The 19,878-nt window shown below is 71.1% G+C and carries 17 protein-coding genes and 1 pseudogene; 9 read left to right on the top strand and 9 right to left on the bottom strand.

Annotation, left to right across the window (positions count from 1 at the left end; translation table 11 throughout):
- Position 1: 1 nt before the first annotated feature.
- Positions 2-235, bottom strand: coding sequence for a ferredoxin (locus tag IPL89_18440; protein ID MBK9065130.1), 234 nt, complete (start codon positions 233-235; stop codon positions 2-4).
- A gap of 60 nt (positions 236-295) precedes the next feature.
- On the opposite strand from IPL89_18440, the gene IPL89_18435 reads away from it, so the two are divergent.
- Both IPL89_18435 and IPL89_18430 read left to right on the top strand, forming a co-directional pair.
- On the top strand, positions 296-964 hold the full coding sequence (locus tag IPL89_18435) for an LON peptidase substrate-binding domain-containing protein (GenBank protein ID MBK9065129.1): 669 nt from the start codon (positions 296-298) through the stop codon (positions 962-964).
- Positions 965-979: 15 nt separating this feature from the next.
- A complete protein-coding gene (locus IPL89_18430) occupies positions 980-1,339 on the top strand; it encodes a YbjQ family protein (protein MBK9065128.1) in 360 nt (119 codons plus the stop codon).
- Between the two features lie 34 nt (positions 1,340-1,373).
- On the opposite strand, the gene IPL89_18425 is transcribed toward IPL89_18430, so the two are convergent.
- Entirely contained in the window at positions 1,374-2,861 is a 1,488-nt protein-coding gene (locus tag IPL89_18425) for an AAA family ATPase (protein ID MBK9065127.1), read from the bottom strand.
- A 36-nt stretch (positions 2,862-2,897) separates the two neighbouring features.
- Here IPL89_18425 and IPL89_18420 point away from each other — a divergent pair, with 36 nt between their 5' ends.
- Positions 2,898-4,421, top strand: coding sequence for a pentapeptide repeat-containing protein (locus IPL89_18420; protein ID MBK9065126.1), 1,524 nt, complete (start codon positions 2,898-2,900; stop codon positions 4,419-4,421).
- Between the two features lie 3 nt (positions 4,422-4,424).
- On the opposite strand, the gene IPL89_18415 is transcribed toward IPL89_18420, so the two are convergent.
- The 4 genes from IPL89_18415 to IPL89_18400 are packed head-to-tail and all read right to left on the bottom strand — an operon-like array spanning position 4,425 to position 9,102.
- The gene (locus IPL89_18415; protein MBK9065125.1) at positions 4,425-5,870 is read right to left on the bottom strand and encodes a DUF4340 domain-containing protein; all 1,446 of its coding nucleotides are present in this window, start codon (positions 5,868-5,870) and stop codon (positions 4,425-4,427) included.
- 4 nt (positions 5,871-5,874) lie between these two features.
- Positions 5,875-7,353, bottom strand: a complete 1,479-nt coding sequence (locus IPL89_18410; protein MBK9065124.1) for a GldG family protein — start codon at positions 7,351-7,353, stop codon at positions 5,875-5,877.
- Between the two features lies 1 nt (position 7,354).
- Entirely contained in the window at positions 7,355-8,101 is a 747-nt protein-coding gene (locus IPL89_18405) for an ABC transporter permease (protein MBK9065123.1), read from the bottom strand.
- Positions 8,098-9,102, bottom strand: a complete 1,005-nt coding sequence (locus tag IPL89_18400; GenBank protein MBK9065122.1) for an ATP-binding cassette domain-containing protein — start codon at positions 9,100-9,102, stop codon at positions 8,098-8,100. Before IPL89_18400 ends, IPL89_18405 begins: the two co-directional genes overlap by 4 nt.
- 54 nt (positions 9,103-9,156) lie before the next feature.
- On the opposite strand from IPL89_18400, the gene IPL89_18395 reads away from it, so the two are divergent.
- The 3 genes from IPL89_18395 to IPL89_18385 are packed head-to-tail and all read left to right on the top strand — an operon-like array spanning position 9,157 to position 13,000.
- The gene (locus tag IPL89_18395) at positions 9,157-10,485 is read left to right on the top strand and encodes an asparagine synthetase B family protein (GenBank protein ID MBK9065121.1); all 1,329 of its coding nucleotides are present in this window, start codon (positions 9,157-9,159) and stop codon (positions 10,483-10,485) included.
- On the top strand, positions 10,482-11,447 hold the full coding sequence (locus IPL89_18390) for a radical SAM protein (GenBank protein MBK9065120.1): 966 nt from the start codon (positions 10,482-10,484) through the stop codon (positions 11,445-11,447). Before IPL89_18395 ends, IPL89_18390 begins: the two co-directional genes overlap by 4 nt.
- Positions 11,438-13,000 carry an FAD-dependent oxidoreductase gene (locus IPL89_18385; protein MBK9065119.1) on the top strand — a complete coding sequence of 521 codons (1,563 nt, stop codon included), beginning with the start codon at positions 11,438-11,440 and terminating at the stop codon, positions 12,998-13,000. The genes IPL89_18390 and IPL89_18385 overlap by 10 nt, the downstream gene beginning before the upstream one ends.
- Here the strand turns inward: IPL89_18385 and IPL89_18380 are convergent.
- From IPL89_18380 to gatC, 3 genes are read right to left on the bottom strand one after another with little or no spacing between them, the layout of a single operon-like run.
- A complete protein-coding gene (locus tag IPL89_18380) occupies positions 12,997-14,793 on the bottom strand; it encodes an N-acetylmuramoyl-L-alanine amidase (GenBank protein ID MBK9065118.1) in 1,797 nt (598 codons plus the stop codon). The two genes, IPL89_18385 and IPL89_18380, sit on opposite strands and share 4 nt — an antisense overlap.
- Positions 14,790-16,274 (bottom strand): Asp-tRNA(Asn)/Glu-tRNA(Gln) amidotransferase subunit GatA, encoded by a 1,485-nt coding sequence (gene gatA / locus IPL89_18375; GenBank protein MBK9065117.1) that lies wholly within the window; start codon positions 16,272-16,274, stop codon positions 14,790-14,792. The genes IPL89_18380 and gatA overlap by 4 nt, the downstream gene beginning before the upstream one ends.
- On the bottom strand, positions 16,271-16,561 hold the full coding sequence (gatC, locus tag IPL89_18370; GenBank protein ID MBK9065116.1) for an Asp-tRNA(Asn)/Glu-tRNA(Gln) amidotransferase subunit GatC: 291 nt from the start codon (positions 16,559-16,561) through the stop codon (positions 16,271-16,273). The genes gatA and gatC overlap by 4 nt, the downstream gene beginning before the upstream one ends.
- 66 nt (positions 16,562-16,627) lie before the next feature.
- Here gatC and IPL89_18365 point away from each other — a divergent pair, with 66 nt between their 5' ends.
- From IPL89_18365 to IPL89_18355, 3 genes and pseudogenes are all read left to right on the top strand, one after another.
- A complete protein-coding gene (locus IPL89_18365) occupies positions 16,628-18,631 on the top strand; it encodes a PAS domain-containing sensor histidine kinase (protein MBK9065115.1) in 2,004 nt (667 codons plus the stop codon).
- A gap of 122 nt (positions 18,632-18,753) precedes the next feature.
- Positions 18,754-19,053 (top strand): annotated as a pseudogene (locus IPL89_18360) (CCA tRNA nucleotidyltransferase).
- Between the two features lie 412 nt (positions 19,054-19,465).
- A complete protein-coding gene (locus tag IPL89_18355; GenBank protein MBK9065114.1) occupies positions 19,466-19,870 on the top strand; it encodes a hypothetical protein in 405 nt (134 codons plus the stop codon).
- Positions 19,871-19,878 lie beyond the last annotated feature (8 nt).

The raw sequence follows: 19,878 nt of genomic DNA, 5'->3' as shown, positions 1-19,878 counted from the left end.
CCTATTCGCCATCGTTCCCAATGGCCTCAACCGGGCAGGAGTCCATCGCCTCCTGGCACTGGGCCTCTTCCTCGGGCGTCGAGGCCGCCTTGTTGACGTACGAGTAGCCCTTCTCTTCCTCCCGGGTGAAGTTGTTCGGGGCCGTAACGCGGCACACGTCGCAGTCGATGCACTGGGTGTCCACGTAGAACTTGCCAGGTGCGTTTTCCGGGTAGCGGTCGTCCTTGTTCGCCATGGGCGCGGAAGATAGCACGGCCCGCGCGCGACGAACCCCTTCGGATGCATCATTCACGACATGTCCGGGCGCCGCCTCGTCCGCCTCTTCCCGCTCCCGAACGTCGTCCTCCTGCCCGGGACGACGATCCCGCTGCACGTCTTCGAGCCCCGCTACCGCCGGATGCTGGCGGACGCGCTCGATTCGGACCGGCTGATCGGCATGCAGCTTCTCAAGCCCGGCGACTCCGGCGCCGGTGAGCGCCCCGCCGTGTATTCCATCGGCTGTGCGGGAGAGGTCGTTCACCACGAGCCGCTGGAAGACGGCCGCTCGAACATCCTCCTCCGCGGCGCGTTCCGTTACCGGATCGACTCCGAACCGCCCACCGATACGCCGTACCGCATCGCCGAGATCACGCCGATCGCGATCGCCCCGCTGCCCCCGGCCGACGGCGCCGGCCGGACACCGCGGGACCTCCGGCGAGCGCTCGCGGACCGCCTGCGGCGCCTCGCGGACGGAGTCGGCCGGGCGGCGGCCCGGGAGCTTCCCGTGCGCCTCTCGGACGAGGGCCTCGTCAACGAGGCGATCGGACGTCTCGGGCTCGAGCCGGAGGAGGCGTATCAGCTCCTCGCGATGGATCGGCTCGAGGAGCGCTACGAGTGGACGCTCGCGCACATCGAGGGCGTCCAGCGGCGCCTGGACTTTCTTTCCCCGTTCCGGCGTCCGGCAGGAGACCCCCGTTGGAACTGACTTGAGGAGGCCGCCATGACCAGCCCGATGACCACGACCACGTTCACGCTCGACGGCTACCGCATCGCGCGCACGCTCGGCGTCGTGCGCGGGATCACCGTGCGCTCGCGCTCGATCTTCGGGACGATCGGCGGGTCGCTCCAGACGCTCGTCGGGGGGAACATCTCGCTCTTCACGGAGCTCTGCGAGAAGACCCGCACCGAGGCCTTCGACATGATGCTCGCGCACGCCCGGGACGTCGGCGCGAACGCGGTCGTCGGCGTGCGCTACGACGCGACGGAGGTCATGCAGGGCGTCACCGAGGTGCTCTGCTACGGGACGGCCGTCGTCGTGGCGCCGGAGGCGGGCTCTCCCCCGCCCCCGCCGCTGCGCTGAGCTACTTCTCCTCGCGGACTTCTTCTTCGTTGGGTCAGGCCTTCGACGCCGGCATCGCCCGGTCGTGCGCCCAGCTCTTGATCGCCTTGATCTGCTCGTCCATGGTCCGCGAGAGCGGGACCGTGTCCGTGATCATCTTGGAAAGGTCGTCCTCGGAGAGCTTGCGGCCCTGGTTGTAGGCCTCGATCGCGGCGGCCTGCACGAGGGCCTCGATCTCCGACCCGACGAACCCCTTCGTGGCCTTCGCGAGGAACACGACGTCGAAGAGGCTGGGGTCCCCGCCGACCTTCTTCACGTGCACGTTGAAGATCTGCTTGCGCTCGTTCTCGTTCGGCAGGTCGACGAAGAAGACCTGGTCGAAGCGGCCCTTGCGGATGACCTCGGCCGGAAGCAGGTGGATCCGGTTCGCGGTCGCCGCGACGAAGACGAGGCCCTGCTTTTCCTGCATCCAGGTCAGAAACGTCGAGAAGATGCGCCCGAGCGAGGCGTCGCCCTGGCCCGCCTCGCGCCCGCCCGTGATGGCCATCTCGATCTCGTCGATCCACAGGAGCGCCGGCGAGAGGGACTCGACCGTCCTGAGCGCGCGCTCGAAAGTCTGCTCGGGGTTGTCGGTCCCGAAGACGAGGTTCATGTCGAGGCGGAACAGCGGGAGGTTCCAGAGCGCGGAGATCGCCTTGACGGAGAGCGACTTGCCGCAGCCCGACATCCCCATCATGAGGATGCCCTTCGGAACCGGCATGCCGGCGTCGAGCGCTTCCTTCGTGAACAGGTTCTTCCGCTTGATGAGCCATTCCTTGAGGTTCTCGAGCCCGCCGATGTCGGCGAGGGAGAAGCGCGGCGGCACGAACTCGAGGACGCCGTCCTTCCGCGTCGCCTGCTCCTTCTCCGCGAGGACCTCGAAGTACCCGACGTCGTCGAACACCTGGCGCCGCGAGAACACCTTGGAGACGACGTGCTCCGTCTCGTCGGAGGTCAGCCCCTTGAGCGCCATGGCGAGCTTCTTCGCGTCGGCCTCGGCGAGGCCCTTCTCGCCGAAGAAGCGCTTTCCGAGTTGCCCGAGGAGAACGAGGATCTCGGTCTCGTCGGGCAGGTCGTAGTCGAGGACGTAAATCTCCTTGCGGAGGTCGTCGGGGACGACGAGCCGGGGCGACACGAGGATGAGAAACCGGCCCCGCCCCCGGAGCGCCCGGTAGGCGTCCCGGAGCCGGCGGATGACCTCGGGACGGACGAGGTGGGCCGTGAGGTCCTTCATGAGGATGAACCCGGGACTGGGGTCCGCGAGGATCGCGTCGAGGGCCTTGATGGGGTCCGCCGTGTCGGGCCGCCGCTCGGAGCCGCTCACGAGGCCGTCCACGCAGGTCCACACCGAGTAAGGCACGGGCTTCTCGTAGAACTTCTGGGCGAGCGCCTGGACGGCGCGCTCGACGCGCTGCTCTTCCCACGAAACGACGTACAGGAGCGGATATCCGCCGAGGAGCGCGCGTCTCAGACGCTCCGGACCCCGGACCGGTGTTTCGGCCATGGAGCAAATCTAGCAGGCTTCGATAGACTACGGTGCGTGAATCCCGAACACCTCGAGCTGCTGCAGACGCCGGAATGGAACGAGTGGCGTGCCGCACGCCCCTCCTTCACCCCTGATTTCACGGACATGCGCCTCTCCGGAGTCGACCTCTCCGGGAAGAACCTCTCGGGCGCCGACCTGTCGCGATCGCGCCTGGACGGGTGCAATCTCGAGGGCGCCAACCTCATGCGCGTCCACGTGACAGGCGCCTCGTTCAACGGGTCGAAGCTGGACCGCGCCGACCTTTCCGACACGGACCTCGACTACCTTCTTCTCGACCGGGTCTCCTTCGTCGGGGCCATCTTCCGGAACACGACGCTCCGCAGCGCCACCGTCCGCGAGGCCGTCATGAAAGCGGCGGACTTCACGGGCGCCAAGCTCGACGGCACGGACTTCACGGCGACGGATTTCTCCTACGGCCGCCTTCTCTACGCGAACTTCCGCGGCGCCGGCATCGACCGGTGCGTCTTCGAGGGCTGCGACCTCACGCAGGCGGTCTTCGACGGCGTCACGTACCGGAAGGGCAACTTCGACAAGGCGAACCTCACGCTCGCGTTTTTCCGCGACGCGAGGCTCACGGGCACGTCCTTCAAGGGCGCGAAACTCCAGCGGACGGTCTTCCGCGGCTCCGACCTCTCGGGGACCGATTTCACCGGGGCGGACGTCTCCGAGGCCGACTTCGAGCGCTCGGTGCTCCAGGCCTCGAACTTCACCGACGCCGTCATGCGCAAGACGAGCGCCCACCGTGCGGACATGAGGAACGCGTTGTTCGTGAACGCGCAGATGGAGGAGACCGACCTGACGGGCGCCTTCCTCGACAAGATGGACCTCCGCGCCCCGCGGATGAAGCTCGTGAACTTCACGGGAGCGCGGCTCATCGAGGCTCTCGGGGCCCGGGCGAACCTGCGGGGCTCGAACTTCACCGAGGCGGACCTTTCCGGGGCGGACCTCCAGGAAGCGAACCTCGAGGGCTGCATCCTCCCGAAAGCGAAGGTCGCGCGCGCGAACCTCCGGAAGGCGAACCTGAAGAGGGGGCGCCTCTCGGAAGCGAACGCCGTCGGCGCCAACCTGTCGGGCGCGAACCTGTTCGGCATCGAGGCCGAGAACGCCGACTTCTCCGCGAGCGACCTCCGCTTCGCCCAGCTCGTCGGCGCCAAGCTCGACGGCGCCCAGTTCAAGCAGGCCAACATCGGAGGCGCCGACTTCACCGAGGCGCGCCTCGGCGGCTCCTCGTTCGTCGGCGCCTTCGGCGAGAACGCGAAGTTCACGGGCCAGCTCCACCTCAAGTTCGTCCTCGCGGCGAGCTCGCTGCTCGGCTCGGCGAAGAAGAAGACCGAGCAGATGGAGAAAGCCAAGGAAACCGAACGGCTGCAGCGCCTCGCCTCGCTCGAGAAGGCGGCGGACGAACGGGCCAAGGCCATGGGGTACCGCCGCGAAGACGGCGGCAGCGCGTCGAAGTCGTCCGCCAGCATGACGATGACGGGCACGCGGTCGTCGCCCGGCACGCCGAAGAAGGGCTGACCGCTACCGGACGGGCGGGGGCCGCACGAGCCCGCCTGGGGCCGCGGTCGGCTCGGGCGCTGGCGCCCGCACCTTCTTCGTTTCCTTCGACTTCCCTTCGGCTTCGTCCCTCAGCGCGGCCGCCTCGCGGCGGATCTCCTCGAGCACGGTCTTCTCGACGAGAATGCGCTCCGGGCGGCCGGTCACATGGACGGCCACGAGGCCCGCGGCCGATCCGGCGGGCGCCGCGAAGAACGTCGCGGTCCGCGCCGTGCCTTCCGCCTCTCCCGCGAGGTCGACCGTCGCGAGCGCCTTCTCGGGCGCGGGCTTCCCCGGTTTTGCCGGCACGAAGCCGCGGCCCTCGGCCCGGCCGAGCACGGCCGCAAGGCCCTCGGCGTGGAGCGCCGTCACGGGTTTGCCCGCCGATCGCCACGCCCCGTCGACCCTGTCGGCCCCCGCGCGCAGATCGTCGGCGGAGAACGCGACCTTCCGGAGCGTGAACGTGTCCACGGGCGCCACGCGGCTCTCGCGGTAGGCCGAGAGCTCCTTGTCGAGGTCCTCGCGGACCCGGTCGTCGATCACGACGGCGAGGGAGCCGACCTTCGCGTACATCCTTCCGCCCGACCCCTCGGCCTTCTCGGCGCCGAAGCCGATCGTCGCCACTTTCTCGGCCCCCTTCTCGAGCACCACGGTCGCGACGGCCGGAGCGAGGCCCACGCGCGGGAGGTCCGCGTCGGCGAGCGACGGAAACTCCAGCACCCGTGCGCCCGCGAGGTCGCCGAGGAGGCGATCGACGAACGAGTCGGAGGCGAGGTCCGCGACCGGTTTCTCGAGCCGCCACGCGCCCGGCGCGCCCGAAGCCGCCTTCGCGCTGCGCGCCACGACGACCGTGTTCGGGCCACGCGTCACGCTCACGCGCGTGACGTCGCCGACGGCGACGTCGAAGAGCTGCTTGCTGCGGTACTCGTCCACCGGCTTCGTGAGGGCCGCCAGCGGCGCCTGCTTCACCGCGCCGAAGACGGGCCCGGCCGCGGCGGCCACGGCGTCGGTGCCCGGAATCGGGGCGCCGAAGGAGAAGACCTTCGTCGACTTGTCGAGGAACACGAGCGTCGCCTTGGCCTTCGGGGCGTCGAGGCCCAGCTCCTTCGGGTCGAACGCCGTGCGCGTCTCGCCGACGACCTCGAGCCGGCCCAGGTCCGAGACGAGGGCGTCGGCGCCGAACCCGTCCGCCGGGGACGCCGGGGCGTTCGCGACCGTCCAGCGCCCCTTCTCCTTTCGCACGAGCTCCACCTTCGGGAGGTCCGGCCGCTCGAGCGTCACGGAGACGACGTCCTCGGCCTTGAAGTCCGCGAGGCGCTTCGCCGCCTTTGCGCGCTCGGTGGACGTCGGCTGCTTGCTCTCGAAGAAGACGACGAACGCGAGCAGAGCGACGAAGATCCCGGTCAGGACGAGCAGTTTCCGCGTCGACATGGGACTAGCGGCGCCTCCGCACCCAGATCGCGAGACCCAGCCCGACCGCGGCCGCGGGCAGGAGGAGAAGGACGAAGAAGGCGATGAGCCCGACGTCCCGTTTCGAGAGGGTGACGGCGACCTGGTCGGCGTTCTTCGGCGGGATCGCCACGAGCGCCTCGCGCTCGAGCGCCCAGTTCGCGGCCGACGTCAGGAGAAGGCGGTTCGCGGCGTTCGCGATGCCGCCGTTCGAAACCCAGTCCGAATCCCCGAAGACGACGACACGGGCGCGCCTCTTCGTTTCCTGCCCGGCCGCCGCGCCGGACGACTCGGCGGCCGCGACGAGGCACACGGGCCCCTTCACGTCCTTCTCGTCCTTCGCGGGCCGGCCCGTCTTCTGGAGCTCCCGAATGTCCGTCTCGCCCCAGCCGTCGGCGGACGTCTCGACGAGCGGCGTCGCCGTCCAGCCGGGAGCGGGCGCCGCGGCCACGCTCACGGAGCGCGCGAGCGGAAAGACGACGGCCGAGCCGGTCAGGAGCCGCGTCACGGGGTGCGGGCGGAACGACTTCGCGAACACCGTCTCGGGCCCCATGAGAGGGAGCGCGTTCTTCGGGTCGAGAACGACGTCGCCGTCGAGCGTCAGGCCCATCGTGCCGAGGAGCGGGTTGAGGCCGAAGTCGGAGAGGGCCGGGCTCCCGGGCGTCAGCTCGACGTCCAGCATGAAAAGCGCGCGCCCGCCGGCGTCGAGGTACCGCTTGAGCGCGGCTCGCTCGGGCTCGGTGAACGCGGTGCGCGGCCCCGCGACGACCACGAGGTCCGTGCCCGCGGGGACGTCGGCGGCGCCCAGCGACGCCCACTCCTCCACGGTGCAGTTGTCGTTCTTGAGGGACTCGGCGGCCTCGGAGAATCCGTCCTTGGCGCGCGGCGAGTCGAAGCGCCGCTCGCCGTGGCCCGTCGTGAAGACGACCTTCGGGGTCTTCTGCTGCGTGACGGCGAGGATCGCGGACGTGAATTCCTGCTCGCCCTTGAACGCCTTGATCCCGGGCTCTCCGCCCATCCGGGCGCGCGAGTAGTCCAGCTCGGCGAGCTGCTCCCCCGAGACGTACTTCTTCCGGTCTCCGGATCGGAAGACGACCGTGCTGCTCTTGACGCCGAATTCGTCGACGAGCTGCTTGGCCCGCACGAGATTGCGCGTCGGGTCGAGCGTCTCGACCGTGAGCATCGGCGCGGCGGCCTTGTAGCGCTTGAGGAGCTCGTCGACCTCCGGGTAGAGCGGCGTCCCGGGCGTCATGAAGACCGTGACCTGGACGGGCGTCTTGAGGTCCCTGAGGACGTTGCGCGTCTTCTCCGAGAGGGAATAGAGCCCGCTCGTCGTCCAGTCGAAGCGCGCGTAGCGGCGCGAGCCGATGTAATTCACCAGGACGAGGATCCCGAGCCCGAGGACGACGGAGAGCGCGAGCGTCGCGCGGAACGTGTTGCGGGTGGAGGGCGTCACGGTCGTCATGTCAGCGCCCCTTGTTCGCTTCGAGGGCGCGCGTCGAGAGGAAAAGGAAGAAGAAGACGGTCGAGGCGACGTAGAGAAGGCGGCGGGTGTCGACGATCCCGCGCGAGAAGTCGTCCATGTGCTCGAGGAGGTTCAGGTACGACAGGGCGTCGCGCCAGGCCGGGTCCATGACGAAGTCCCGGAAGACGCCGACGATGAAGACGCCGAGGATGAAGACGAACCCGACGATCGCCGCGACGATCTGGTTCTTCGTCAGGGCCGACGCGAACGTGCCCGCGGAGATGAACAGCGCGCCGACGAGCGCGATCCCGAGATAGCCGGACGCGATCGGGCCCCAGTCGAGCGTCCCGAACCGCGAGAGGAGGACCGGGTAGAGGACCGTCGGGAGCCACAGGAAGAGGAAGAAGCACCAGCCGGCCGCGAACTTGCCGGCGACGACGGTCGCCTCGGAGACGGGCGCGGTCAGAAGCGCTTCGATCGAGCCCGTCTTGCGCTCCTCGGAGAGGAGGCGCATCGCGATGACGGACGAGATCAGCATCATGAAGATCCAGTAAAAGACGCTCGTGAAGAAGAGCGACATGAGCGCCGTCCGCGGCGTTTCCGGCTGGTTCAGGGCGAGGACGATCAGGTAGAACGTGTAGCCCTGGATGAGCAGGAACGCCGTCAGCACGACGTAGGCGAGGGGCGAGACGAAGTAGGAGAAGAACTCCCGCTTCACGATCGCGAAGAACGCCTTGAGCGCGCTCACTGGGGGGCCTCCGTTCCGAGGGCCGGCGTGTCGTTGCTCGAATCGACTCCCGGCAGCGTGTCTTCCTCGGTGTTGTCGCGCGACACGAGGCGCACGAAGACGTCCTCGAGCGAAGCCTGGCGCGGCGTGAGCTCGAGAAGCGTCCAGCCGCGCGTCAGGACCTCGCGGAAGACGCTCTCGCGCAGGTCGGAACCCGGGGCGCCCGCGAGCGAGACGCGCGTCTCGCCGCCCGCGCCGATGCGCGCCGCGCGCGTGACGCCCGGGAGCTGGCGCAGGACCGCGTCGGCCTCGGAAACCTCGCCCTTGAGCACGAGCGTGACGGCCGGCGCCTGCGACAGGTCGTGGCGGAGCGTGTCGGGCGTGCCGGCGGCGACGATCCGTCCGCGGTCGATGATGAGGACGCGGTCGCAGAGGACCTCGACCTCGGGAAGGATGTGCGTCGACAGGAGGATCGTGTGGTCCTTCCTCAGGTCGCGGATCAGGTCGCGCACCTTGACGATCTGCCGCGGGTCGAGGCCGACGGTGGGCTCGTCGAGGACGAGGACCTTCGGCCCGTGGACGAGCGCGCCCGCGAGTCCGACGCGCTGCCGGTAGCCCTTCGAGAGGTTGCCGATGGGTTTCGACGCGACGTCGTCCACGAAGCACTTCTGGATCGCCTCGTCCACGCGCGCCTTCCGCCGGGCGGACGGCACGCCGCAGAGCGCGGCGCGGAACGCGACGTACTCCCTCACGCGCATCTCCGGGTACAGCGCGAGCGTTTCCGGCAGATAGCCGAGCTCGCGCTTGGCCTCGAGCGGCTTCTCCGTGACGTCCACGTCCGCGAGGAGCACGCGCCCCGCCGTGGGCGGCAGGAAGCCCGTGATCATGCGCATCGTGGTCGTCTTCCCGGCGCCGTTCGGGCCGAGGAAACCGAGGATCTCGCCCGTCTCGACGCGGAAGCTCACGTCCTCGACGGCGGGCGTCCCGTAAAACGATTTTGAAAGTCCCTGAACTTCGAGCATAACGCCCCGGAATATAGCAGCCGAGGGCTTAGGATCAGCCGCCGAGGAGGCTCGATGTCCCAGCCCGTCGCCAAGGTCGTCGATCTGACCGATCCCACGCTCACGTCCCTCCGCGGAACGTCCCTCGAGGACGCCCGCGCGCGCGTCGCCCGGGGGGACGCCGAGGGTGTGGCCGCCCTCGACGGCTCGTATGCGCTCGTCGGCGTGGACGGAATCGCCGTTCGCCTCGCGCGCTCGATGGACCGGCCGCTGCGCTACTTCCTCGCCAAGGAGGCCGCGGGCCCCGTCCTCGTCGTCGCGGACCGGATCGACGCCATCCAGCGCTGGCTCGGCGAGCACGGCCACGCGGACCAGTTCCACCCGAGCTACACCCGGATGGTCCCGGCCCACCACCTCGCGACCGTGCGCCTCGTCGGCTGCCCGGATCCCGAGCCGTCCTACGTGCGGACCTTCACGCCCGAGCGCAACGCCCTGCCGGGCGACCTCGACGCGATCGGCCGCCTCTACGTCTCGGCGCTCGCGGACGAGATCGCGGGCTGGATCGAGCGCGTGCCCGCGAACGCGCCGCTCGGAGTCTGCTTCTCGGGCGGAATCGACAGCGGCGCCGTCTTCCTCGTGACCCATCACGTTCTCAGAAAGCTCGGCATGAGCCCGGCGCGCCTCAAGGCGTTCACGCTCACGCTCGGCGAGGGGCCCGATCTCGCGCAGGCCCGTGCGTTTCTCGACGCGCTCGACATGGGCTTCTTCCTCGAGCCGGTCGAGGCCGACGCCGCCTCGCTGGATCCCTTCGAAGCGGTCCGCGTCATCGAGGACTACAAGCCGCTCGACGTCGAGTCCGCGACGATGGCGATCGCGCTCCTCTCCGGAATCCGCGCGCGCTACCCCGAATGGACGCACCTCCTCGACGGCGACGGCGGCGACGAGAACCTCAAGGACTACCCGATCGAGGAGAACCCCGAGCTCACGATCCGGAGCGTCGTGAACAACCTCATGCTGTACCAGGAAGGCTGGGGCGTGGGGTCGCTCAAGCACTCGCAGACCTACACGGGCGGGCAGAGCCGCTCCTACGCGCGCACGTACGCGCCTCTCCGGCTCTTCGGCTTCACGGGCTTCAGTCCGTTCACGCGCCCGCGCGTCGTCGCGGTGGCGGAAGGGATCCCGTTCGCGGACCTCACGCGGGGCAGCGTCGAGAAGCTCTACGCGCTGAAGGGCGAGATCGTCGCGCGAGGCGTCGCGGCCGTCACGGGGCTGCCTATGCCCGTATTCCCGAAGCGCCGCTTCCAGCACGGCGCCGGCGGCGCGGCCGTCCACGCGCAGCGTTTTCCGCACGGCGAGGCCCGCTACCGCCGCGCCCTGATCGAGGCGTTCGCGGGAGCCGCGTGAGCCGGCCGAAGAAGAACGCCGTCGACGCCCACCGTCCGTACGGCTTCTTCGTGGAGGAGGAGCCCGCAGCCCCCGGGGTGCCGGTGCCGGTTGCGACGATCTTCCTGACGAACAAGGAGTGCGCGTACCGCTGCACGATGTGCGACCTCTGGAAGAACACGCTCGACGGCCCGACGCCGCAGGGCGCGGTCCCCGAGCAGATCCGGTGGGCGCTCGAACGGCTTCCCGCGGCGCGCCGGATCAAGCTCTACAACGCGGGGAGCTTCTTCGACCGCGCGGCGATCCCCGTGGAGGACCATGCCGCGATCGCGGAGCTCGTCCGCGGCTTTGAGCGCGTCGTCGTCGAGTGCCACCCGGACCTCGTCGGCGACAACGTCCTGCGCTTCCGCGACCTCCTCGCGGGGCCCCAGCTCGAGGTAGCTGTCGGGCTCGAGACGGCGAACGAACAGGCGCTCGAGAAGCTCAACAAGCGGATGACAGTCGGCGAATTCGAGACGTGCACCCGCCGTCTCGTCTCGCACGGCATCCCGGTGCGCAGCTTCGTCCTGCTTGGAGTTCCTTTTCTTAGAAAGGAAGAGTGGGGGGCGGCGACGCGCGCGAGTATCGACGTCTCGTTCCGGGCGGGCGCGGAGATCGTCTCGCTCATTCCGACGCGGATGGGCAACGGGACGCTGGAAGAACTTCAGCGAACCGGCGATTTCACGCCTCCGACTCTTCGCGATCTCGAAATGGCGCTGGAAGATTTCTTAGAAGGTGAAGAGGGAAAGGGCCGCGCGGCCGGCGCGCGGGGAATGGTTCTCGCCGACCTGTGGAATGCGGACGCGCTCCCGGCGCCTGCATGCTGTGCAGCCGCCCGCATCGAGCGCCTTCGCGCCATGAACACCTTTCAAAGAAATCTTCCTCTTCCTCGTCCTCGTCCTCGTCCTCTTTCTCCTCTCCCCTCTTGTCCCACTTGCTCGTGAACGAAGCCTTCGACGTCGCGGTCGTGGGGTCGGGGTTCGCCGGCTCGCTCTTCGCGCTCGTCGCGCGACGCGCGGGGCGGTCGGTGGTGCTCCTCGAGAAAGGGGCTCACCCGCGCTTCGCGATCGGCGAGTCGTCTTCCCCGCTCGCGAATCTCCTCCTCGAGGAGATCGCGGCACGCTTCGAGCTGCCCCGCCTCCTGCCTCTCACGACGTGGGGGACCTGGCGCCGCACCTACCCGGAGATCGGCTGCGGCCTCAAGCGAGGCTTCACGTTCTACCTGCACGAGGAGGGGCAGCGCTTCGGCGGCGCCCCCGACCGGAGCGACCAGCTCCTCGTCGCCGCGAGCCCGAACGACGCCGTCGCGGACACGCACTGGTACCGGCCGGACTTCGACCAGTTCCTCGTGCGCGAGGCCGAGGCCGAGGGCGCGGCGTACCGCGACCGGTCGCGCCTCGCGGCCGTCTCGCGCGAGGCAGACGGCTGGCGGCTCGAGGGCGACCGGCTCGGCGAGCCGTTCTCGATTCGCGCGCGCTTCCTCGTCGACGCCTCGGGCCGCGACACGGCCCTCTCCGCGGCGCTGAGCTGCGGGGACGCCCCGCCGGCTGGCCTGCCGGCGACGCAGGGGCTGTTCACGCACTTCACGGACGTCAAGCGGCTGGACGCGATGCGGGATTTCGCGGGGTTCGCCGCTCCGCCCTACCCCGTCGACGACGCGGCGGTCCACCACGTCTTCCGCGGCGGCTGGATCTGGGTGCTGCGCTTCTCGAACGGGATCACGAGCGCCGGCGTCGCGGCCGAGGACGACCTCGCGCGCGACCTGCGCCTCGAGGAGGGCGAGCCCGCCTGGCAGCGCCTGCTGGCGCGCTTTCCCAGCGTCCGCTCCCAGTTCGTGGAGGCCCGAGCCGCGCTTCCGTTCGTCCACGCGCCCCGTCTCGGGTTCCGGCGCGCGCGGGCCGCCGGCGACGGGTGGGCCCTGCTGCCGTCGGCCGCCGCGTTCGCCGACCCGATCCTCTCGATGGGTTTCCCGCTCGCGCTCCTGGGCATCCAGCGTCTCGGCCTCGCGCTCGCAGGAGACTGGGGCACGCCGCGCTTCGGAGAACGCGTCGCGGACTACGGCGAGGCCACGCTCGCCGAGGCCGATGCGGCCGCGCGCCTCGTCGGCGCCCTCTACGCGACGTTCGACGACTTCCCGCTCTTCGTGGAGCTCACGAAGCTCTACTTCGCGGCGGCGAGCTTCTCGGAATCCGCGCGGCGCCTCGGGAAAGTGCACCTCGCGAATTCGTTCCTGCTGACGAGGAATCCCGCCTACGGGCCCGCCCTCCGCCGAATCTGCGACGCGGCCCGCCAGCCGCTCGATCCGGACGCCCGCGCGCGCCTCATCGAAGACGTCGCGCGCACGATCGCGCCCTTCGACGTCGCCGGCCTCGGCGACACGTCCCGCCGCAACTGGTTCCCCGTCGAGGCCGACGACCTCCGCCGGGCCGCGCCGAAACTCGGCGCGACACCGGCCGAGGTCGAGAGTCTCCTCACGGCGTCGGGATTCGCCGGCTAGCGCTTTCGGGCGTTCTTCCTCGGCTTCGGCGTCGGCGCGGGCTTCGGCCTCGGCGTCGGCACGGGCGCCGCCCGCATCGTGACCGGCCGCGGCACCGGCCCGTAGACCTCGGGCGGCGGGCCGCCGAAGAACGCGACGAGGCCGGACGCGAGCGACTCGGCGAGCTGCTCGCGGAACGCCTTCGTCACGATGAGCGCGCGGTCCTCTTCGTTGCCCAGGTTCGCGACCTCGACGAGCGCGCGATTCGGGACGCGGTTGTAGCGCAGCACCGCCGGCACCCACTCGCGCCCCGAGCGAATCACGTGCGTGCGCACAGGCGAGAAGCTGTGCACGGGCAGCCCACCGTCGCGCAGCGCAGTGACGAGGCCCTCGGCGAGCGCCGTCGAGGCGCCTTCGGAGGCGACGCGCTCTTTCTTGTTGAAGGAGACGACGGGCTCCTCCTTCACCTCGCGGTACGCGGCGTACACCGCCCCCGACTTGCCGTACCGGTCGCGCAGGTAGCGCTCGCCGGGCACGTAGATCATCGCGCCGCGCACGGACGGGTGGAGCGAGTCGGCGTGGATCGAAAGGAAGACGGTCTTCTCCGGAGCGACCTTCGTCCCGTCGGCCGCGGGCCGCTTGAGGAGGCTGTTCGCGAGGTACCAGCGCAGGTTCACGCCGACCGCGGGGTCGGCGAGGCCGTACGGCGGCTGCGTGAGGAGCACCTGCTCGCGACGCGGGCGCAGCCGGTCCTGGTTGGGCACCGTCCAGCCAATCGAGCCATCCTTCGTCGTCATGACCACGTCGGCGCGCGTGCGCTCGGCGAGGAGCTTCCGGAGGCGGCAGGCGACGTCGTAGACGTACGTCGACTCCCAGACGCCGCCGTGCAGCGTGCCCGTGTCGCGCCCGCCGTGGCCCGCGTCGAGGATCACGCGCACGCCCGCGAGCCCGCGCGCGACCCCGGGCCGCGAGAACTGCGCGGTCTCGGCCTTCTCGCGCGCCCGTTCCACGGACCGGGGGTCGTCCTTCGGGAGGAACTCGTCGGAGAGAAACTCGACCGGGATCTTCACGGGATACCCGACGGGAATCGCGTGGACGTCCGCGATGCCGGAGCGCTCCGCGAGCTTCGCCGCGAGGTCGTTCACGTCCGCCGCGTCGAGGCGGCCCGTGAAACGCACGACGACGGCCGAGTAGAGGGCTTCGCCCTTGCGGAGCCGGTACGTGGCGTAACGGCCCTTTTCGTCCTGGCCGAAGACGAGGTTCGGCGGCTCGGTTTCCGGAATCGGCTCGGCGTCGCGGAACGGCGGGACGAGAAACTCCGCGGGGATTTTCACGGTCGCGCCGGGCGGCACGACGCCGCCGGCGAACGCGTTCTCCCTCGCGAGGTCCGCCGCGCGCGCCGCGTCACCCGCGAACCACTCGGCGAGCGACGCGAGGCTCTCCTCCTCGACCGCGATGTGGAGCCAGCCGGCCGTCGCACGGACGTCCGAGGGAAAAAGGGCCTGGACGGCGGCGCGCCGGCTCTCGAGCGAGAGCGCGCCCCACGAGAGCGTCGCCCCGCGGCCCGCGAGCGCGCCGGGCAGCGCGAGAATGCGTTGCGCGGTCGCGTCGTCCTTCGCGAGGCGGCGCGCGAACTGGATCGGCGTCTCGCCCTCGAGCGGCCGCGCCTCGACCGTGATCGCCCCGTCCTTGAGCTCGACGGCGAAGTCCCGCGAGACCTCGACGCGCCGCGGCGCAGCCGCGGATAGGGACGGGACGGCCTGCAGGAGGAGCGCGGCGGCGGCCGCGGCGGCGAACGCCCGCCGGCCGCTCAACTCAGCGCGCCCGGGGGACGCCGGTCTCCGGCCCCGAGCGCCGCCTCGACGACGCGCGAGAGCGCGAAGAGAAGAGGCTCGGCGTCGGCGGGGCCGACGAACTGCATTCCGACGGGCAGGCCCTCGGCCGAGAAGCCCGCCGGCACGGACACCGCGGGGAGCCCCGCGAGACTCGGCGGCACCGTGAAGACGTCCGCGAGGTACATCGCGAGCGGGTCTTGGGTCTTGGCGCCGAGCGGAAACGCCGGCTCGGGCGACGTCGGGCAGAGGATCGCGTCCACCTCGCGGAACGCCGCCGCGAAGTCGCGCGAGAGAAGGGCGCGCACCTTCTGGGCGCGGCCGTAGTAGGCGTCGTGGTAGCCGGAGGAGAGCGCGAACGTCCCGAGCAGGATGCGCCGCTTCACCTCGGGCCCGAAGCCCGCCGAGCGCGAGCCGCGGTACATCACGGCGAGCGACTCGTCGCCCGCGCGGACGCCGAAGCGGGCCCCGTCGAAGCGCGCGAGGTTCGAGGACGCTTCGGCGGTGGCCGTGAGGTAGTACACGGGCACGGCGAACGCCGCGCGCGGCACCGAAACGCGGGTGACGGCAGCGCCGGCCGCGCGCAGCGCCTCGGCCGTGCGTGCGAACGTCTCCGCGACCGCCGGGTGCAGGCCCCCCTCCGCGGATTCCGCCTCGGCGAGGAGCCCGATCCTGCGGCCTTTCACGCCCGACTCGAGGCCCGTCTCGGCGTCCGGAACCGGCGTCGCGAGCGACGTCGCGTCTTTCGGGTCCACACCCGCCATGACCGTGAACGCGCGCGCGGCGTCTCGGACGTTCCGGGCGAGCGCGCCCGCCTGGTCGAACGACGACGCGAACGCGATCAGGCCGTAACGCGAGACGCGCCCGTAGGTCGGCTTCCAGCCCACGAGTCCGCAGAGCGCGGCCGGCTGGCGGACGGAGCCGCCCGTGTCGGTTCCGATCGCGAGGGGCACCGCGCGCGCCGCGACCGCAGCCGCCGAGCCTCCGGACGACCCTCCCGGCACGCGCGACGGGTCCCACGGGTTGCGCACCGGGCCGTATGCGGAGTTCTCGTTCGACGAGCCCATCCCGAACTCGTCGCAGTTCGTCTTGCCGACGACGACCGCGCCTGCGGCGACGAGTCGCGCCACGCAGGTCGCGTCGTCCGGCGCGACGAATCCCGCGAGGAAGCGCGAGCCCGCCGTCGATGCGCGGCCGGCGACGTTGATGTTGTCCTTGACCGCGAGCGGCACGCCCGCGAGCGCGAGGCGCTCGCCGGCTGCGACCCGCCGGTCCACGGCTTCGGCCTGGCGCAAGGTCGCGGCTTCGTCGATCGAGAGGAACGCGCCGTAGAGGTCGCGCGCCTTCGCGGCGCGCGCGAGGGACGCCTCGGCGACGTCCCGCGCCGCCACGCGTCCCGACGACACGGCCTCCGCGAGCGCGGAGAACGGGCCGTCCAGGAGCCCGGCGGCGTCCTCCCTCACGAGTCCCTCGAGACGGCCCGCGGAACGACGAAGTGACCGTGCGCGAACTCGGGCGCGTTCGTCTCCACGAGCGCGCCCGGCGAGCCGTCCCTGGCCTCGTCGGCCCGGAGAGGAGACGGCGGCAGCGGGGGCTCGGCCGCGAGAAGCTCCTCCGGAACGGCGCGGAGGGCCTCGAAGTGCTCGACGATGCGCGTGAGCTGCCCCGCGAGGGCGTCGCGCTCGGCGTCGGTCAACTCGAGCGCGGCGAGGGACGCCACGCGCGACACGAGCGCCGCGTCGATCTTCACCGTGAAATTCTAGCAGCCGTCTTGACGCGCGCGGCGCCCGCCCGTACCGTGCAGTCGAGACGATCCATGCGGCCCTTCCTCCTGTTCCGTCCGGGAGGCGGAGTCCCGGAATCCGTGCGCGCCCCGCTCGAGCGAGCGGGCAGCGACGTGCTCGTCGCGAGCACCGTCGAGGAAGCGGTGTCCCTCGCGGCGGCGTCGCAGCCCGAGGTCGTCCTCGTCGTCCCGCCCGGCACCGTCGCGGACGCGGCCGCGCTCCTTGCGAAGCTGCCCGACTCTGCCTCGCCGCCGCCGATCTTCGTCCTCGAAGAAGAGGGCCTCCCCCACCGCCCCGCCGCGCTCGAGACGATCGCGCGCGGCCCGTGGAGCCGCGCGACCGCCGCGCTCGGCAGCGGCTCCGACGACCCGGCGCCTGCGCTCCTCCTCTCGCGTGTCCAGCTCACCGGCCTCCTCGACCTCTGGGAGCAGGTCGCCGACGGCGCCCCCAGCTTCGTCGAGCACGCGCTTCGGTCGCTCGCGCTCGCGCTCGACGCCTCGCGCGTGACGCTCTACCGCTGGAAGGCCGGCTCGGCCGAGGCCGCGGTGGAGGGATCCAGTCTCGGCCCCGGCGTCGTCGGGCGCAGGGTCGAGATCGTCCGCTACCCCGAGCTCCGCGCGGCCGCCGCCCGGTCGGGCGCCGTCCTCGTGGAGGAGATCGAGCGGGACCCTCTGATGGAGGCCGCCACCCCGTACCTCGCAGGGCAGGCGAATCGCTCTCTCCTCTGCCAGCTCGTCCCCGGCGACGGGAGCGACCTGTACCTCCACGCCGTCCGCGAGGGCACGCCGTTCGGCCTCGTCGACGTTGCGCTTCTCGCCGCCACCGCGCGCATCCTCCATGCGTCGCTCGCTGCCGCGCGCCCGTCCGAGCCGCTGGAGAAAGGCCCCGACCGCAAGCGGATGCGGACGGTCCAGCGCATCCTCACGGGAATCCCGGACGCGACCGCGATGGTCGGCCCGTCCGGGGAGATCCTCCTCGTGAACCCGCCGTTCTGCGCGATGACGCGCCGGCTGGAATCCGAGCTCGTGGGGCTCGACATCCGCTCCTTGCTCCGTCCCCTCGCGCCGGAAGACGCCTTCACGACGCTGACGCCGCAGCCCGGCACGCCGGTCGCGACGACGCGCGCGCGCCTCGTGACGGCCGCGGGCGAGACGATCCCGGTCGAGGTCCTCTCGATTCCCACGCCCGACGAGACCGCCGGCAAGGCCGGGTGGTCGACGATCACGCTCCGCGACCGGCGACACGAGGACGCCCGCGAGGCGCGCGAGCAGGCGCTCCAGCACGATGCGGACGAGACGGGACGCCAGCTCGAGGCCCTGCAGCACAGCGTGCGGGAGGGCGACGTCGTGCGCGCGCGGTTCTGGACCGCCGCGGCCCACGAGCTGCGCACGCCGCTCGCGATCGCACAGAGTTACCTCGAGGTCGTCCTGAGCGACCTCGCCGAAGACCTTCCCGAGCGCCCGACCCAGCTCCTCAAGACCGCGTCCGAGAGCCTCACACGCCTCGAGCGCCTCATCGCCGACGTCCTCGACGCGGCCGTCAGCGGGCGCGCGCGCTCGACGCTCCGGCTCGCCGAGCTGGACCTCGCGGAAGTCCTGCGCGGCCTTGCTCCCGCGCTCTCGGCCGCCGCCTTCAAGCGCGGCGTGCGGTTCTCCGTCGAGATTCCGAAAGGGCTTCCGAAGGTCCCGGGCGACCGCGAAAAAGTCGAGCGGCTCGTCACGAACCTCGTCGACCACTCGCTTCGCCGATCGCCCCGCGGCGGCCCCGAGGTCCGGCTCCTCGCATCCGCGGCCGACGGCCGCGCGTTCGTCAGGGTCGTCGACCGCGCGCCGACTCTCACGCCCGAGAAGGCGGCCCACCTCTACGACGACGTGGGTTCGGCGCGGGGCGCCGGCGAGTTCGGGCTGTCGGTCGCGCGCCGGCTCGCCGACGCGATGGCCGCGGAGCTGACGGCTCACGCCGAGCCGGACGGATCGAACGTGAAAAGCGTGGCGTGGACGCTCCCGGCGCCGGACGCGGCCGGGCCGAACGCGTGACGGACGAGACCGCGCGCGCCTGGCGGCGCCTCGCTCTGCGGCCGGACCTCGCCCTCGCGGCTTCCTGCGCGCATCCGAACGAGCACGTGCGAGCCGTCGGCGGGGCCGTGCGCGACGCGTTGATGGGACGCCCGGGCGGCGACCTCGACCTCACCGCCGCGCCGGGCTGCGCGGCGCCGTTCGCGGCGCGTCTCGCGGCGCGCGCCGGCACGCGGGTCGTCGCCGTCGGAGCGGCGCCCCGGCGGATTCTCAAGGTCCCCTTCCGCGGGCGCGAGATCGACGTGTGGGAAGAGGAGGGCGGGTCGGAAGGCGACCTCCTCCGCCGCGACTTCACCGTCAACGCGATCGCGTTCGAGCTGCCCGGCGGGACACTCGTCGAAGCACCGGGTGCGTCGGAAGACCTTCGAAGGAGGATTTTGCGGCCGCCGCGGCCGGGCGTCCTCCTGGAGGATCCGTTGAGGGTGCTCAGGGCCGCGCGCTTCCTCGCGCAGCTGCCCGGGTTTCGCGTCGCTCCTTCGGCGCTTCCGGAGGTGAAGAAAGCCGGGAGATTTCTTCGAGTGGTTTCGGAGGAGAGGCGGCTCGTCGAGATGGACAAGCTCCTCGCGGCGCCGCCGAAGGACCGTGAGCGGGCGCTGCGCTTCCTCGAGAGGGTCGGCGCCCTGCAAACCCTCATTCGAAGCAGCGCGCCGCGCATGCGGCGCGGGATCTCTCTCGTCGCCCGGTTGAAGAGCTCTGGACCCTCGCATAGCCCGCGCACTTCTCCTGATGCCGATGGGTCCGAAGAGAGCAGAAGATCTTCTTGGAAAGTGGAAGACCGGCCGGGAGGAGCAGAGGTTGGCGAGCCGGCTCTTCTCGCTCCCGCTGCGGCGAAAAGGGCGCGCGCCCGTCACGCGCCGCGACGTGGCCGTGCTGCTGCGGCACTCTTCCCCATTCTCAGAAGAATCTCTTCTCTTCCTCCTCGCGGCCGGGGATGCGCGCACGCGAGACCTGGCGCGCGCGGCCCGGCGCATTGCGCGCCGACCCGCCGCGCTCCGCCGGATCCTCAAGCCGGAGCGCCCTCTTCAACTCGAAGAAATCCGAAGCGCCCTTTCCCTCGCCGAGGGCCCGGAACTGGGCCGGGCGCTCTCCGAGCTGGATCTCGCCCTTGCATCGGGCGAGATCCGCGGCACCCGGGCCGCACGGGCGTGGCTCCTCGCGCGCGCCGGAGTTGGAAAACACACGCCCCGGCTGGTACCCTAAAGAGTCCC

This window comes from Acidobacteriota bacterium, from assembly GCA_016716715.1.
GTDB lineage: Bacteria > Acidobacteriota > Thermoanaerobaculia > UBA5066 > UBA5066 > Fen-183.
This window is presented reverse-complemented; position numbering and strand designations above follow the sequence as displayed.

Bases quoted from the DNA above. Each gene is read 5' to 3' on its own strand.
- IPL89_18440 (MBK9065130.1), bottom strand. From the start codon at position 235: ATGGCGAACAAGGACGACCGCTACCCGGAAAACGCACCTGGCAAGTTC.
- IPL89_18435 (MBK9065129.1), top strand. From the start codon at position 296: ATGTCCGGGCGCCGCCTCGTCCGCCTCTTCCCGCTCCCGAACGTCGTC.
- IPL89_18430 (MBK9065128.1), top strand. From the start codon at position 980: ATGACCAGCCCGATGACCACGACCACGTTCACGCTCGACGGCTACCGC.
- IPL89_18425 (MBK9065127.1), bottom strand. From the start codon at position 2,861: ATGGCCGAAACACCGGTCCGGGGTCCGGAGCGTCTGAGACGCGCGCTC.
- IPL89_18415 (MBK9065125.1), bottom strand. From the start codon at position 5,870: ATGTCGACGCGGAAACTGCTCGTCCTGACCGGGATCTTCGTCGCTCTG.
- IPL89_18410 (MBK9065124.1), bottom strand. From the start codon at position 7,353: ATGACGACCGTGACGCCCTCCACCCGCAACACGTTCCGCGCGACGCTC.
- IPL89_18400 (MBK9065122.1), bottom strand. From the start codon at position 9,102: ATGCTCGAAGTTCAGGGACTTTCAAAATCGTTTTACGGGACGCCCGCC.
- IPL89_18395 (MBK9065121.1), top strand. From the start codon at position 9,157: ATGTCCCAGCCCGTCGCCAAGGTCGTCGATCTGACCGATCCCACGCTC.
- IPL89_18365 (MBK9065115.1), top strand. From the start codon at position 16,628: ATGCGGCCCTTCCTCCTGTTCCGTCCGGGAGGCGGAGTCCCGGAATCC.